The 14,588-nt window shown below is 59.7% G+C and carries 12 protein-coding genes; 7 read left to right on the forward strand and 5 right to left on the reverse strand.

Annotated elements, in window-relative coordinates:
- Positions 1–101: 101 nt before the first annotated feature.
- From ACIOMO_RS06595 to ACIOMO_RS06605, 3 genes are all read right to left on the reverse strand, one after another.
- A complete protein-coding gene (locus ACIOMO_RS06595) occupies positions 102–1,439 on the reverse strand; it encodes a DUF1329 domain-containing protein (protein WP_053119160.1) in 1,338 nt (445 codons plus the stop codon).
- A gap of 11 nt (positions 1,440–1,450) precedes the next feature.
- The gene (locus ACIOMO_RS06600) at positions 1,451–3,277 is read right to left on the reverse strand and encodes a DUF1302 domain-containing protein (protein WP_401239169.1); all 1,827 of its coding nucleotides are present in this window, start codon (positions 3,275–3,277) and stop codon (positions 1,451–1,453) included.
- Between the two features lie 98 nt (positions 3,278–3,375).
- Positions 3,376–4,218: an AraC family transcriptional regulator ligand-binding domain-containing protein gene (locus ACIOMO_RS06605; RefSeq protein ID WP_401239171.1), complete on the reverse strand. Its 843-nt coding sequence runs from the start codon at positions 4,216–4,218 to the stop codon at positions 3,376–3,378.
- Between the two features lie 96 nt (positions 4,219–4,314).
- Here ACIOMO_RS06605 and ACIOMO_RS06610 point away from each other — a divergent pair, with 96 nt between their 5' ends.
- The gene (locus ACIOMO_RS06610; RefSeq protein WP_053119153.1) at positions 4,315–5,235 is read left to right on the forward strand and encodes a LysR family transcriptional regulator; all 921 of its coding nucleotides are present in this window, start codon (positions 4,315–4,317) and stop codon (positions 5,233–5,235) included.
- Positions 5,236–5,497: 262 nt separating this feature from the next.
- Here the strand turns inward: ACIOMO_RS06610 and ACIOMO_RS06615 are convergent, their stop codons facing one another.
- A complete protein-coding gene (locus tag ACIOMO_RS06615) occupies positions 5,498–6,433 on the reverse strand; it encodes a LysR family transcriptional regulator (RefSeq protein WP_400646226.1) in 936 nt (311 codons plus the stop codon).
- Positions 6,434–6,504: 71 nt separating this feature from the next.
- Between ACIOMO_RS06615 and ACIOMO_RS06620 the strand changes: the two genes are divergently transcribed.
- Positions 6,505–7,521, forward strand: coding sequence for a helix-turn-helix domain-containing protein (locus tag ACIOMO_RS06620; RefSeq protein ID WP_401239176.1), 1,017 nt, complete (start codon positions 6,505–6,507; stop codon positions 7,519–7,521).
- A gap of 109 nt (positions 7,522–7,630) precedes the next feature.
- Here the strand turns inward: ACIOMO_RS06620 and ACIOMO_RS06625 are convergent, their stop codons facing one another.
- The gene (locus tag ACIOMO_RS06625; protein WP_401239179.1) at positions 7,631–9,337 is read right to left on the reverse strand and encodes a sulfatase-like hydrolase/transferase; all 1,707 of its coding nucleotides are present in this window, start codon (positions 9,335–9,337) and stop codon (positions 7,631–7,633) included.
- Positions 9,338–9,727: 390 nt separating this feature from the next.
- On the opposite strand from ACIOMO_RS06625, the gene ACIOMO_RS06630 reads away from it, so the two are divergent.
- Genes ACIOMO_RS06630 through ACIOMO_RS06650 form a run of 5 tightly spaced genes read left to right on the forward strand, consistent with a single transcriptional unit; the run spans position 9,728 to position 14,573 of the window.
- On the forward strand, positions 9,728–11,080 hold the full coding sequence (locus ACIOMO_RS06630; protein WP_401239182.1) for a UDP-glucose dehydrogenase family protein: 1,353 nt from the start codon (positions 9,728–9,730) through the stop codon (positions 11,078–11,080).
- Positions 11,077–12,114: an NAD-dependent epimerase/dehydratase family protein gene (locus ACIOMO_RS06635; protein ID WP_401239185.1), complete on the forward strand. Its 1,038-nt coding sequence runs from the start codon at positions 11,077–11,079 to the stop codon at positions 12,112–12,114. Before ACIOMO_RS06630 ends, ACIOMO_RS06635 begins: the two co-directional genes overlap by 4 nt.
- An 18-nt stretch (positions 12,115–12,132) precedes the next feature.
- Entirely contained in the window at positions 12,133–12,879 is a 747-nt protein-coding gene (locus ACIOMO_RS06640; protein ID WP_053119140.1) for a sugar transferase, read from the forward strand.
- Positions 12,879–13,526 (forward strand): CpsD/CapB family tyrosine-protein kinase, encoded by a 648-nt coding sequence (locus tag ACIOMO_RS06645; RefSeq protein ID WP_008084477.1) that lies wholly within the window; start codon positions 12,879–12,881, stop codon positions 13,524–13,526. The genes ACIOMO_RS06640 and ACIOMO_RS06645 overlap by 1 nt, the downstream gene beginning before the upstream one ends.
- 21 nt (positions 13,527–13,547) lie before the next feature.
- The gene (locus ACIOMO_RS06650) at positions 13,548–14,573 is read left to right on the forward strand and encodes a polysaccharide biosynthesis/export family protein (RefSeq protein WP_053119138.1); all 1,026 of its coding nucleotides are present in this window, start codon (positions 13,548–13,550) and stop codon (positions 14,571–14,573) included.
- Positions 14,574–14,588: the final 15 nt, after the last annotated feature.

The following is a 14,588-nucleotide window of genomic DNA, read 5'->3' on the forward strand; positions in this document are numbered from 1 at the left end:
GGCTTGCTCGCGAATGCGGTGTATCAGGCAACAAAAATGTTGAAGCTGATGACGCCTTCGCGAGCAAGCCCGCTCCCACAGGGGTTCTGTGGTGGTTTTGGTTATTTAGCCCAACGCCGCAGATCCGACGGGGTGTAGTCGTCGGTCTTCGCCGCGAACCCGACGCGCATTGGCTGGGTCTCTTCGTTGGCCAGGCCGCCGGCGTAATAACGCCCGGCAATCAGGTCGTAGGACGTCTCCAGCACGTTGTAGGTGAAGCCATGGTCGTACTGCTGAATCGCGTGCAATTCACCGCTGCGCCACAACTCGCCACGGCTGTCGTACTGATCCGACTGAGCAATCTGCCAACTGTCTTCGTCCACATAAAACCGGCGTTTGGCATAGATGTGCCGGGCGTTTGGCTTGAGCGTGGCTTCCACCACCCACACCCGATGTTTCTCGTAGCGCGCCAGATCCTGATTGATGTGATTGGGCTTGATCACCTCGTCGTATTTGAGTGCGTGGCTGCCGATCTTGTAGCTGTTGTAAGGGATGAACAGCTCCTGTTTGCCAATCAGTTTCCAGTCGAAACGATCGGGCGCGCCGTTGTAGCCGTCGATGTTGTCGGCGGTGATCAGGCCGTTGCTGTAGCGCGCGCTGTTGTCGTAAGCGATCATCGGCGCGCGACGCACCCGGCGTTGCCCCGGCAGGTATTGCCAGGCCGAACGCGGCTCGGCGACCTGGTCGATCGGTTCGTGCACCAGCACCGCTTCACCGGACAACCGTGCCGGCTCGAGCACGCGGCTCTTGAACAGGAACAGCGTGTTGGCGCCCGGTTCCAGCCCGGAAACCGTGTCGGCAAAGTTGATCAGCGACTGGTTGCGCACATAACTGGTCGCGCCGTTTTCGCGCACCAATGCCGAGCTGCTGATGCGCTCGTAACTGCCGCCGCGATAGCGGGTCATGTGGTTCCACATCACCTCAAGGCCTTCGGTCGGCAGCGGGAATGGAATGCCGCGCGCATAGTCGTGCAAGCCGTTGCCGCCGTCAGCCATGCTGGTTTTCGCGACGTTGCCGCGACTTTGTTCCAGCACGTCTTTAGGCAGATTGGCGCTGCGATGAGTCGGGTAGATGTTCATCTTGTAGCTGTCCGGGTAGCGCTTGAACAACGCGATCTGCCCGGGGCTGAGAAATTTCTGATACTGCGCCAGATTCTGCGCAGTGACGGTGAACAACGGTTTTTCCGCCGCATACGGATCGCTGTAACTGCCCTTGCTGTCGACGGTACCGGCGTTGCTCGCCAGGCCACCGCTCCACGCCGGAATACTGCCGTCGGCATTCGCGGCCATCTCCGAGCCCATCGGCGTCAACGTTTTGCCCAGCGGCGCCGGATCGTTACCTTTGGCTTGCGCCAGACCAACGCTGCAGGCCAGCGCCAGTACACACAATTGCAGTCGCATGAGGGTTCTCCTTAGAAGTCGGCCTTGAAGCTGACCGAGGCAAAATCGCGGTCATCGAGGGTGCTGTAATCGTTGGAACCGAAGAACGTGTTGTAAGCCAGTTCAACGCTGTAATCGTTCATGTAGACGCCGGTCAGGCTGAGGCCGAGGGCTTGCTGACCTTCCTGAAACGGCCCTTGCGGATCGTAGGAATAACCGGAGACGTCATGGCGCCAGTTGACTGCCGGAATCAGGTTGATCCCCGGCAACACGTCGCTGTATTCAAGGCTCGCGCGCAGGCGATAACCCCACGACCACTCGGTGGCGAAACCCTTGTCGGTGCAGTACTGATTGGTCACGCCCGACGCCACGGTGTTGCACGCTGAGCCATTGCGCGGGGCGCTGCGACCGAACGCGGCGTTGCGGCCCAGACGTTCGTCGCCGAGGTCGTCGATGTGCACAACGCCGGCCTCGCCGAACAGACTCAAACGCGTGGCGCCGAGGATGTTGTCGAAAGCCTGCGTCGCCGAACCGGTCATCTGCCACACGCCTTTGCGCACCCAGCCGTCGTAACGGCTGCCGGCATTGGTGTTGAAACCCGGCGGCAGATCGACCCAAGAATTGCCGCCCGGCCCGGAGATTACCGCGACGTTGATGTCCGGCGCATTGATCGCCAGCGGCATGTTTGGCCGATAGCTCAACTCGCCCGCGAGCGAGATGCCGCTGATCGGCTCCACGCCATTGAGGCTGATGCCGTACAGGTGAATGTTTTCCGGAAACGCCGCTGCGTAGCTCGGCGCCTGAATGCCGCCGGGAAAGGTGCCGGGCAGCGAGGTGTTGCGCGCATCGAGGGTGAAATACGGCAGCCGCGAGTGATAGTTGATGTAGTAGATCGCCGCTTCGGCATCGTTCAGCGCCGGGATCATGTTGCGCAACGCGAAGCCGAACTGGCCGTTGTCCGACGGCGATTCGTTGCCGCGCGAATAGGCGTATAAACCGGCGGCTTGCATCTGTTGATCGGTCTGCACCTGGCTCAGGTACAGCGGCCCGCAACCCTTCTGGATCGCATCGCTGGAAGCGAAAAAAGTCCCGCAACCGTCGAGTGCGCTTTCGCGCCAGTTGTACTGATAAAAGCCTTCGAGGTTGAGGGTGTCGGACAGGCCGAAGCTGAACGAGATCATCTCCACCGGCAACTGGCCTTCTTTGATTTCCACCCCGGGACGGTTGAAGGCGGAAATGTCCAACGGGTTGATCACGTTGATGCCGTTCTGGATCAGCAGCGATTCACCCCACGACAACACTTGATTGCCGACCTTGACGTTCAGCGGGTGATCGGCGATCTGGAAGTCTTTCCAGACGTAAGCGTCGAGGGTTTTGAAACCCTGAAACTTGCTCAGGTCATCCCAACCCGAATCGTCGAAATCCTTGAAGCGGCCATTGCGGGTTTCGTAGGCGTGGTCGTACCAGTATTTGAAACGAATGAACGCGCCCTGCCCTTGGCCATCGAGACTGAAATCGGTCAGGCCTTTGAAGTTCTGCGAGATCGGGTCGCCCTTCTCGAAGTTCAGCCGGTTGTCGTCGGCGCTGACGCTGGTGCCATTGGCGCGCACGCCTTGTGCTTGCGGGGCGTTGGCACGGGTCATCAGGCTTTTGTCGGAGTTTTGCGTCGACCAGCTGCTCCCCAGGGTCAGGGTGGTTTTGGTCGACAGGCTCCAGTCTTCGTTGAGGTCGAAACTGGTGGCGTAGCCGGGGCTCGACAGGGCGGCGAGAATCGCCAGGGTCAAGGGTTGCGTACGGGGGTGGCCACGCCGGGCAAGTCGCGGACGGACTTGGGGCGTAACCGAGCTTTTTCTTATCATTATTGGGCTCCGGTCAGGTTTGCTCAGCACTGACACGGTGCCCAACCCTCAGCGCTGACACACAAGCGATGGCTGACAAAAACCAATCATCGGCGTGCTTACAGCGGATTGAGGCGGAACTGCTTCGGCGTGATGCCGAACTGTTTGCGGAAGGCGCGGATGAAGTTGCTCGGCTGGCGATAACCGAGGCGTTCGGCGATGCGTTCGATCGGTTGATCGCCAGCGGTCAGCCAGTGCCGCGCCAGTTCCAGACTGTCGTTGCGACTCGGCGCGGAGGATTCGGTTTGCCAATGGCGAAGCATGCTCTGATGCAGAAACGGATTGGCGCCGAGCAGTGGTTCTTCGAGGGTTGAACGCTTCAAGGTCAGGCGCGGATGAGCGCCTTGTTCAACACGAATACCGTTGTTGCGCAGCCAGTGTCCTGCGGCTTGTGCGGGGCATAAGGTGACGCTGACGAACACTGCGTCGGGCGTCTTGCCCAGTCGACGGGCGATGTTGCGCACCAAGGTAATCGTTGCTGCATCGAGGCCGAAGTGATGGGCCTGGCCTTGCACCGGACGCAGGTGCAAATGCGCGTCATCGCCGGACTCCTGCAACTCGACCGCGACGTAATTGGTCACGCGCGGCGCGAACGCCACAAAGCAATCGAGGCTGGCGCGCAACGTCGGTGCAGAGTCGAGCAGAATGTTCAGGCCTTGCAGACATGTGGTCGCCAGACCGTTGACCAATTCACAACCGAACGTCGGCGCTGCCCCGGCCTGCTCGCATTCAAGCCATAGTTTCTCGACCGCGTGCGCAGGAATTTGCTGGTCGTGACCGTCGAGAGCCGATGCGCAGATTCCGGCCCGTGCCAGCAGGGTTTGCGGGCACAGGCCAGACTGTTCGGCGTGGCCGAGAATGGTGCGGGTGAAGGCGCTGGAAGCGAACATGGGATGCGACATGGCGACGATTACCGAGGGACAGGCGTGTACTTATGCCAGCCATCGTGCTATCGATCCAATGCATTAAAAGTATCCGCAGAATGCAGGAGACGCATGATGGATTTACGTCAGCTTCGCCACCTCGTGGCCCTCGCCGACTACCGCAATTTTGGCCGCGCGGCGGAAGCGATCAACCTAAGCCAACCGGCGTTCAGCCGTAGCATTCAGACGCTGGAACGTGACCTCGATTGCGAACTGGTCGAGCGCAGCAGCCGCGAGTTTCGCCTCACTGGCCAGGGTGAACTGGTGTTGCAGCATGCGCGGCGTCTGCTCGCGGGTAGTCAGGCGTTGCACAACGAATTGACCCAGTACAACGGCCTCACCGGCGGCGAACTGCAATTCGGTTGCGGGCCGTACCCGGCGCAGGTGCTGGTGCCGGAAGCGCTGGCGGAATTCATTCAGGCACACCCGGCGATTCGCACGCGTTTTCATCAGGGTGACTGGCAGCAATTGTCGCTGTGGTTGCGTGAGCAGCAGATCGAATTTCTGGTGGCGGACGCGCGGTATTTTGTCGGCGATCCGCAGTATCACGTGCAGTTGCTGCGCACGCGACCGGGACGCTTTTTCTGTCGGGCCGGGCATCCGCTGGCCGGACAGAAGGGTTTGAAGTTGCGCGCGCTGCTGGATTATCCAGTGGTGGGCACGCGGATTCCGCCGATGATTCGCAAGATCCTCGCGGATATTTTGGGTGAACCGGATTTCAATCCGAGCGTGGAATGCGCGCAGTTTGATGCGATTCAACGGGTGGTGTTGCGCTCTGATGCGATTGGTCTGGCGACGCTTGAGGCGTTGCGGGAGCAGGTCGATCAGGGGCTGATTCATCTGCTCGATTTCACCGATGTGCCGCGCAACGACCCGGCGCTGCAATTGGGTTACGGCATCGTCAGCCGCGTCGGCTACTCCATGACCCCGGCGGCGCGGGCGATGGTTGACGCGATCCTCAGCGTCGACCAACGCCTGCTCGCGGCCAACCACTAATCCACCGTCGATCTCCTGTTCGTGCACCTGTAGGAGCTGCCGAAGGCTGCGATCTTTTGATCTGTTTTTCAAGATCAAAAGATCGCAGCCTTCGGCAGCTCCTACAGTTGATCGCATTCAGGCAGGAGAATGTGGGAGCGAGCCTGCTCGCGAAGAGGCCGGCACATTCAACCTCGCGCTGCCAGACATACCGCTTTCGCGAGCAGGCTCGCTCCCACAGGTTGATCGCATTTTTGCATTAAGAAAACTGGAGGCTGGCTCACTACCGCGAGCCCGCGCGCTCCCACAAGTGCTGGGTTTTCGCGGGGATTTGCTGGGTCTCGCCGAGGGCATTGAGCAAACAATGCATGGCCTCTTCGCGACTGCGCTCGAAGCGGTATCGCGCTTCGATGTACAGCGCCAGTTTCAGCTCCACCGCATCCTCCAGCGGCAGCGGCGCTTGCTGCAAACCCAATGCGCTGGCGACCCGACTTGGCAAACTCAAGCCAAACGGTTGACGATCAGCAATCAGCTTCGCCGCCAGGGTACTTTGTGTGGTCACCGCGATCGTACGGCGCAGTCCTTTAAGCCCCAGTTGCAAATCCACCGGACTCAAGCCGTCCCTACGACTCGAGACCTGAATCTGCGGCTGCTGCAAATATGCCTGCAAAGTGCGCGGCGGCTCTTTCAACGCAGCACCGTAAGCAAACACATAGTGATCCGCCGCCAACGTGCGTTTATGCAAGCCGCTCAACCCGGCCAACGGCTGATCAATGTCGATCAGAATATCCAGCTTGCCACTGGCCAGTTCCTGCAACGCATCACGCCGGCGCGGCTGGAAATAGCGCACTTGCCAATCGGCATGCGGCGCTTCAAGCAGCGCATCCAGCAGCACCGGTTGCAGGCAATCCAGGCAACTGATGCGCAGCAACGGATTGGTCTGCCGCGCCGCCGGGATCATCCGCAACCCATCACGCAAAGACTCAAGTGCCGCGCGTACATAGTCCGCCAGCCGATGCGCGACCAGTGTCGGCGTCACGCCTAAGCGACTCTTGATAAACAGCGGATCGCCGCACAATTCACGCAGGCGCCGCAGCGCATTGCTCATCGCCGGTTGCGACAGGCTCATCACATCGGCGGCGCGGGTGACGCTGCGCTGTTGGTAGATCGCGTCGAAGGCGAGCAACAGGTTGAGGTCGAGCTGGCGTAAATCAAGCATGGTCTTGCTCCGGCAAATCGCTTAACGTCGGCCAGCCTAACCAGTGTCCCGAATCAAGCGGTGAGCCCTACATGACAAAAATCAATCAGCCGCCCGCCAACGCCTTTTACGCGCCGACCCTGCTGCCGGCCATCGAAGAACTGCTTGCGCGCGGCATCCCGCAGGACGCCATCGAAGCGCAATTTCATCGCAGCCTGTTCGATTTGCGCACGCCGTTCATGCGCATTCCGCTGGTGCTGTCGCGACGCTTCTGGGCGTTCGCGCTGGAGCAGACCGGCGACCCGCTGATCGGTCTGGCGGCGGGACGGCGCTTTGTCTCGACGGCCACCAATGGCCTGACCTATCTGTTCGATGTCGCGGTGTCGCTGGATAGCGCCTGCGCTTATTTCGTGCGGTTCTTCCCTTTCTTCAACGGCCATTTCCACGCGCAGATTGTGCGTGAGGATGACCGCGTGGAATTGCGTCTGGTCGAAACCGGCAGCCTGCGCGCAGCAGCGCCGATTGCCGATTACATTCTGGTCAGCCTGTGCAGCATGTTGCGGCGCAAATTGCTCGCCAGCGGTTTGGGGCGTGATCCTGTTGTGGGCGTGTCGCTGCTTTCGGCGACTAGCGAGGAACATGAGCGCGCCTTTCGGGCGCCGGTGCTGGGCGAGCAGGCTTATCTGGCGATTCGGCTGGATCCACAGCTGTTTGTCGCGGCGCTGACGCCGGGCAATCAGGGGCTGGAACAGACGCTGGTGGAGTTGCTGGAGCAAACGCGGCGTAACAGTGAATCGACCTTGCTGGAACAGCTCAGCGATTACCTGATCGAGGATCTCGCGGCGGCGGACTGGAAGCACTTTTGTGCGGCGCAGCATTTGATCGAACGCACAGCGGCGCGACGCTTGAAGGCGTTGGGCTGGAGTTTTTCCGAATTGCTGGATGAGTATCGGCGGTATAGGGCTGAGGATTTATTGCAGGCCGGAGAGCTGGAGCTGGTCGAGGTGTCGGATCGGTTGGGTTATAGCGATGTGCAGAGTTTCAACCGCGCGTGTTTGAGATGGTTGGGGTGTGCGCCGGGGGTTTATCGGGCTCGCTGGCAAAATTGAAAAGCCAGATCAAAAGATCGCAGCCTTCGGCAGCTCCTACATGGAAATGCGCTCTCCTGTAGGAGCTGCCGAAGGCTGCGATCTTTTAAGGCTGCAGACCTCAGAAGCCTTACCGTGAGGGCTGCCCCGCCGCCACACTCGCCGGCGCCTGTGTCGGCGTGACAATGCTGCCCAAATCAATATGCTTCCACTCCGGCTTCGCCCCTAACCGCGCATTAAACCGGTAGTTAAACGTGAACTCATCGCCAGTCGCCACGCTCAGCGGCTTGCCATACACCGCCTCAACCCCTGCCAGGTCATACCCCATCAACTGCAACAGCGTCGGGAAAATGTTGTAGTGGCTGGAGCGATCCTTGTTCTCCTCCAACTGCGCCGACCAATCCAGCGTTTTCAGATCGCTGCCCTGAATCACCACCAACGGCACCAAGCCCTCCTCCTCTACGGGATCGCCACCGCAATGGGTGTTCAACCCGGGATTGCCGCGCTCATGCAAATCCTGGCCATGATCAGACGTATAAATCAGCAACGCATTGTTCAGATTGGCCTGCGCAAACACCCGCGCAAAAAACTCGCCGACGTTCCACAGCACGGTGTTCTTGTAGGCATTGCGGTACAGCACCCAATCATCGGGCTGACCATTGAAACCGGTGCGCTCACCAGTGTCCGCCACTTCAGTGAACTGACCGCGCGGTAACGTCGGGCGGTACGCCATGAATGCGTCGGGGTATTTGTCGTGCACCGGAAAATGCGCGCCGACCTTGTTGATCACCACCAGCTCCGCTTTGTCGTCGTTGAGCAGCTCGATCAGCTTCGCCGCTGCCGCCATGTCGCGGTCGCGCACGCTGGTTTTATCGAATTGCACAAATTCGTCGATGTCCTTTTTCTCGGTGTCGGTCATCAGGTTCTGCAGATTGCCGCCCGTGCGCTGGGCGTCGATGTACACCGTGCGTAGCCCGGCCTTTTTCGCGTACTGCCAGATCGACGGCAGCGTGCTGTTGATGCGCATGTAATCGGCGCGGGTGCCGCCGTAGCGCAGGGTGACGTTGGTGTCGGCGCTGCAATTGGCGATGGAGGCGGCGTAGCCGTAATTGAAAACGTCGACGCCAGCGTGCGCCTGCTTGAGGTTGCTGTGCACGCCAAAAGGCGCGTTGATGTCCAGATAATTGCCGGAGATGCTTTCGTCGATGATCAGCACGATGTCATGGCCGACCGGTTGCGAGACGCGCGCCAGCGTCACTGGTTCACGCGGGCCGACGGTGTTGTGCAGCGCCTCATAGGCAAACAGGTTCAGATAGGCCAGCGGCGTGTACATGATCGGCAAGCCACGGGCGCCCTCGCCCGCGCGTAAAAACAGCACGGCGCTGAGCAGCAAAACCCCACAAATCGGTGCGGCCACGCGCAAGGCGTTCGGCACCACCAGCGCATGCCGAGGTTTGAGGCCGATGCCGAACAGTAACAACAGCCCACTGAGCACCCCACGCAGGATCGCATCGCGGTACTGATACGCCGCTTCCTGAATAAAGCCGCCGGAATAGACCAGCGAGACGAAGCTGCTGTAGTTCAGGTAGTCCGCGGTAACGCGGGTATACACATCAAAAAATACCGCCGAGGCAAACATTGCCAATGCGAATAGATGTCGTATGAGTGTCTGGCGTATATAGGCCGTTAGATATAACGCTAAAGTAAGCGCCAAAAACATCGCGCCAAAAAGAAGTACAGGAAAACCGAGGCCGATAGCATTTAACCGCTCAATGTAATATTCGCAATAAAGCAGCAGATAAATAATTAAAAGCAGTTCTTTCAGGTATCGAAACATGGCTTTTCCGGTCACTCGAAACGGCAAAGGGTCAAGGTTTTGTCGGTCAAAAACTGACACTAGCACCCGGCCATCAAAGCGCAAGAAATGGCTGACTTTTCCCTAAAGCGTCAAAAAAACGTTGACTCAAATCTGACACACTCCAGTTGCTGCAAGCCTCTAATTTCGCGGCCTGCGACCGTTTATCGCATTAATGGAATTGTGAAAAAAGCGTCAAGAACGGGACAAATCCAGCAATAGCAAGCACTTGATGGCCATTCGCCCCCAAAAATGGGCCTGTTATACAGGTGCAACATGTCATTTTGCTGACACGCTTTTCTCACCCTGCGCTATACCCCTTTTGACAGTCTCATTTCGAACTCTTTCCACCGTCTTACGAGGCACGCCAATATGGACGTGAGCGTATTTGGTACGGGCTATGTTGGCCTGATACAAGCAGCAGCACTTGCCGATGTTGGACACCGCGTTTTATGCGTGGATATTGATCCGAATAAAATCAAGCAACTGCAACAAGCAGTTCCTCCGATTAGTGAACCGGGTTTATCCAGCACCCTGGAAGAAAACATCAAAGCCGGGCGCTTATTGTTCAGCACCCAGGCCAGTGATGCGGTTGAACATGCTGAGCTGATCTTCATCGCCGTGGGCACGCCGGCCGATGAGGATGGCTCTGCTGACCTGAGCCACGTGCTCAATGTCGCTCGCCAGATCGCCTCGCACATGGAGGCCGATCGTACGCTGATCATCAAATCAACGGTGCCGGTCGGCACGGCGGATCAGGTGCTCGCCGCAGCCAACAGTGAACTGCAGCGACGCGACAAAACCGCTTTGAACGTGCGCGTGGTCTCCAACCCTGAGTTCCTCAAGGAAGGCAGCGCCCTCGCCGATTGCATGCGCCCCGACCGGATCATCGTCGGTACCCGCGACGAAGCGGCCCGCGAGCAGATGAGCGAGTTGTACGCGCCGTTCTGCCGCAACCACGAAAAATTGATGTTCATGGACAACCGCAGCGCCGAGCTGACCAAGTACGCCGCCAACGCGATGCTCGCCACGCGTATCAGCTTCATGAACGAACTGGCCAACCTCACCGAACTGCTCGGTGCCGATATCGAAGCCGTGCGCAAAGGCATCGGTTCTGATCCGCGCATCGGTTACCACTTCATCTATCCGGGCTGCGGCTTCGGTGGCTCGTGCTTTCCCAAGGATCTGCGCGCCCTGCTGCACACCGCCGAACACAACGGCATGCCGCTGAAATTGCTGCGCAGCGTCACCGACGTCAACGACCTGCAGCGGCACATCCTGTTCAGCAAACTCAAAGCGCAATTTCCGCAAGGCCTGGCCGGCAAGTCCATCGCCATTTGGGGTTTGGCGTTCAAACCGAACACCGATGACATGCGCGAAGCCCCGAGCCGTTATCTGATGGATGCACTGTGGGCCGAAGGCGCCAGCGTGCAGGCCTACGACCCGGAAGCGATGTCCGAATGCCGGCGCCTCTATGGCTACCGCAACGATCTGCACCTGTGCGCCACCCGCGACGACACCCTTGAAGACGCCGATGCATTGGTGATCTGCACCGAGTGGAAAAACTTCCGCGTGGTCGATTTCGAATTGCTCGCCGAAAAGCTGCGCTCGAAAGTCATCGTCGATGGCCGCAACCTCTACAACCCGGAACACGTCGCCGCCGCCGGCCTGCACTACAGCGGCATCGGCCTGCGCCATATCGCGCCCGAAGGACCACGGCCATGAAGGTGCTGGTCACCGGTGCGGCCGGTTTCATTGGCGCTCATTGCGTATTGCGGCTGATGCGCGACGGCCACTCGGTGGTCGGCCTGGATAATTTCAACAGCTACTACGACCCGCAACTCAAGCACGACCGCGTGCAATGGGTGCGCGAGCAGGTCGGCGATTTCCAGCTCGCGACGGTTGACCTGGCCGATGCCGCAGCCGTCGACGCGCTGTTTGTCCGTGAACGCCCGCAGGTGGTGATTCACCTCGCGGCGCAGGCCGGGGTGCGTTATTCGCTGGAAAATCCACGGGCGTATCTGGACAGCAACCTCAATGGTTTCCTCAACATTCTGGAGAGCTGCCGGCATCACCCGGTCGAGCACTTGATCTACGCCTCGTCGAGTTCAGTGTACGGCGCCAACCAGCACACGCCCTACTCCGTGAAGGACGGCGTCAATCATCCGCTGTCGCTGTACGCCGCCACCAAAAAAGCCAATGAACTGATGGCGCACAGCTACAGCCATCTATTCGGCATTCCCTGTACCGGCCTGCGCTTTTTCACCGTGTACGGCCCTTGGGGCCGGCCAGACATGTCGCCGATCCAGTTCGCCCGGGCAATCAGCGAAGGCGAGCCGCTGAAGCTGTTCAATTACGGCGAGCATCAACGCGACTTCACCTACATCGACGACATCATCGAAAGCATTGCCCGCCTCACCGATCGCCCACCACAAGCGCAACCGCAGTGGGATCGCGAGCAGCCTGACCCGGCCAGCAGCATGGCGCCGTGGCGACTGTTCAACATCGGCGGGCAACACCCGGTCGAGCTGAAAACCTATCTGGCGCTGATGGAAAAACACCTCGGCCAGAACGCCATTGTCGAGCTGTTGCCGCTGCAACCGGGCGACGTGCTCAACACCTGTGCCGACGCCAGCGATCTGGCCCAGGCCACCGGGTTCCAGCCACGCATAGAGCTGGACGAAGGACTTGGACGCTTCATCGCATGGTTTCGCGATTACTACCCGACTGCCTATCGCCCACGCGCCGCTCGCGGCTGAACATCAGCGGAGGACTTTATGACTGGACATGAAAAAGGTGTACCGATCCAACAACTGCAGCGTGATAAACGCATGGATCCGGAACAACGAATGCGCCTCGATGCAGCGATTCACCGTCAGGGCCGTGGCTGGTTCACCGGCCGTGACGGCGGTCGCCCATGGCAACTGTCGCGCACCAACCGCGTGGTTGCCTGCCTCGGCGCGCTGATGATTCTGCTGCTGATTTCGCCGCTGCTGCTCGGGCTGGCGCTGGCCATCAAGTACTCCAGCAAAGGCCCGGTGATGTTCGTGCAGAAACGCACCGGTTATCGCGGTCGCAAGTTCGGCATGTACAAATTCCGCACCATGGTCGCCAACGCCGAAGAATTGAAAGAGTCGCTGCGCCACCTGAACAAGCACGGTGCCGACGCCATCGACTTCAAGATTGATCAGGATCCACGCATCACCGGTATCGGCGGTTTTCTGCGGCGCACCAGCCTCGATGAACTGCCCAACCTGATCAATGTAGTGACCGGCGACATGCGCCTGGTCGGCCCGCGTCCGACCTCGTTCAACGCCTATCGCTACAAGGACAGTCACCTCGCCCGTCTGGCGATTTATCCCGGAATGACCGGCCTCTGGCAGATCTCCGGGCGCAGCAACATCGACTTCGACCAGCGCGTTGAGTTGGACCTCAGCTACATCGCCGAGCAGAGCCTTTTGCTTGATCTGAAGATTCTGTTGAAAACCCCCTTCAAAGTATTCAGCGGCCACGGAGCAAGCTAATGGACGGTTCAACCAACAAAAGCCTGAGCATTGCCAACCCCAGCGAATCGAACCTGACCTCGACCGTGCTGGATCTTGATCTGCGGATCCTGTTCCTGACCGCCGCCAACCCGGGCGCCGGCACCACCACCAGTGCGTTGGCGCTGGCCAGCCAGTTGGCGCAAATGAGCAGCGGCCAGGTGCTGCTGGTCGACGCCAGCCAGTCGGCGAGCAATCTGACCCAGCAGCTGAACCTGAGCAAAGAGCGCGGCCTGCGTGACTTGCTGTTCAACCCGGACAACCCGCCGCTGTTGCAGGACTGCGTGGTGCAGGTCTCAAGCCTGCCGTTCCACGTACTGCCGAATGGCCGGCCGATCCGCACCATGGAGCACCTGACCGCCGAGCGTCTGAGCCCGTTGCTTGATCAACTGGGCAGCCAGTATCGCTTCGTGGTGATCGATGGCGACGCGGTGTATTCCGCCGCCGACACCCTGGTGATCAGCACTCAGGTCGATGGCGTGGTGTTTGTGGTTCGCGCTGAAGACACCCGCTGGGAAGTCGCTCAGGCCGCCGTGCAACGGCTGACGCAGGCTGGCGCGAAAGTGGTCGGCAGCGTGTTCAACCGGCGCAAGTACTACATGCCCAAATGGCTTTACAAAAACCTGTAAGCAACCGCGAAGGATGACGCCATGAACGCCAAAATGCTTGTCCTGCTGTTGCTGCCGCTTGCGGGTTGCTCCAGCAATTCTGAAACGCAAAACATGCCGGTGAATATCCTCACCGCCGCGCCGGCCAACGCCCAAGCGACGGATATGCCGAAGATCGAGCAAACCCTGCGCCCGCAGGATGTGCTCGACGTAATCTTCCATATCAGCACCAGTGGCTCGGACGCTTACCGCGTGCAGTCGGGTGACCAGATCGGCCTGAACTTCACCGCCGCCAGCCAGCTCAACGGCAATCAACTGGTGCTGCCCGATGGCAGCATCGAACTGCCGGGCGCCAACACTTCGGTGAAAATCGCCGGGCTGACCAGTGATCAGGCTCGCGAAGAAATCCAGCGTGCCTATCAGCGCAAACAACTGTTTCAGCCCAACCGCAATCAGTTGACCGTGCAGATCATCAGCCCGCTGACCAATGAGCAGAATCTGAAAAGCGCGCTGAACCATCCGGCCACCGGCATGAGCCGCGAGATCACCGTCGGCACTGACGGCTACGCGAGTTTCCCGGAAATCGGTGCTGTGCCGCTGCAAGGCATGACCGTCAATCAACTGGAAACCTTCCTCAACAAGAAGTACGCGCAACTGCCGGGCCGGATGACCGTGGACGTGCTGCTGAAATCCACCGCCGGCAACGAAATCTATGTGCTCGGCGAAGTCGGCCAACCGGGTTCCTACCCGATCCGCCGGCCGGTCTCGGTGCTTGAAGCGCTGACCCTGGCTCGTGGCACCAACGTCAAGGCACGCCTTGATTCGGTGGTGATCATGCGCCGCAACGGTAATCAGGTGCAGGCCGTGCGTTACGACGTCGAGAAGGCCCTGTCGGGCGAGGCGCCGCAAATCGCCTACCTGCAACCGGACGACATGCTCTACGTGCCGAAAACCAAACTGGCCAGCGCCGGCGAACTCGCCCGTCAACTGGCCGACGTGGTGCTGTTCCAGGGCGTCGGGTTCAGCTTCGGCTACCGCGTCGACAACAAAGACAGTGACAGCAACTAACTCTCAGGTGACCGA

Source organism: Pseudomonas sp. NPDC087804, from assembly GCF_044742965.1.
Taxonomy (GTDB): Bacteria; Pseudomonadota; Gammaproteobacteria; order Pseudomonadales; family Pseudomonadaceae; genus Aquipseudomonas; species Aquipseudomonas rustica.

Excerpts from the sequence above, each read along its gene's own strand:
- ACIOMO_RS06595 (WP_053119160.1), bottom strand. The coding sequence starts at position 1,439 with ATGCGACTGCAATTGTGTGTACTGGCGCTGGCCTGCAGCGTTGGTCTG.
- ACIOMO_RS06600 (WP_401239169.1), bottom strand. The coding sequence starts at position 3,277 with ATGATAAGAAAAAGCTCGGTTACGCCCCAAGTCCGTCCGCGACTTGCC.
- ACIOMO_RS06605 (WP_401239171.1), bottom strand. The coding sequence starts at position 4,218 with ATGTCGCATCCCATGTTCGCTTCCAGCGCCTTCACCCGCACCATTCTC.
- ACIOMO_RS06610 (WP_053119153.1), top strand. The coding sequence starts at position 4,315 with ATGGATTTACGTCAGCTTCGCCACCTCGTGGCCCTCGCCGACTACCGC.
- ACIOMO_RS06615 (WP_400646226.1), bottom strand. The coding sequence starts at position 6,433 with ATGCTTGATTTACGCCAGCTCGACCTCAACCTGTTGCTCGCCTTCGAC.
- ACIOMO_RS06620 (WP_401239176.1), top strand. The coding sequence starts at position 6,505 with ATGACAAAAATCAATCAGCCGCCCGCCAACGCCTTTTACGCGCCGACC.
- ACIOMO_RS06625 (WP_401239179.1), bottom strand. The coding sequence starts at position 9,337 with ATGTTTCGATACCTGAAAGAACTGCTTTTAATTATTTATCTGCTGCTT.
- ACIOMO_RS06630 (WP_401239182.1), top strand. The coding sequence starts at position 9,728 with ATGGACGTGAGCGTATTTGGTACGGGCTATGTTGGCCTGATACAAGCA.
- ACIOMO_RS06635 (WP_401239185.1), top strand. The coding sequence starts at position 11,077 with ATGAAGGTGCTGGTCACCGGTGCGGCCGGTTTCATTGGCGCTCATTGC.
- ACIOMO_RS06640 (WP_053119140.1), top strand. The coding sequence starts at position 12,133 with ATGACTGGACATGAAAAAGGTGTACCGATCCAACAACTGCAGCGTGAT.
- ACIOMO_RS06645 (WP_008084477.1), top strand. The coding sequence starts at position 12,879 with ATGGACGGTTCAACCAACAAAAGCCTGAGCATTGCCAACCCCAGCGAA.
- ACIOMO_RS06650 (WP_053119138.1), top strand. The coding sequence starts at position 13,548 with ATGAACGCCAAAATGCTTGTCCTGCTGTTGCTGCCGCTTGCGGGTTGC.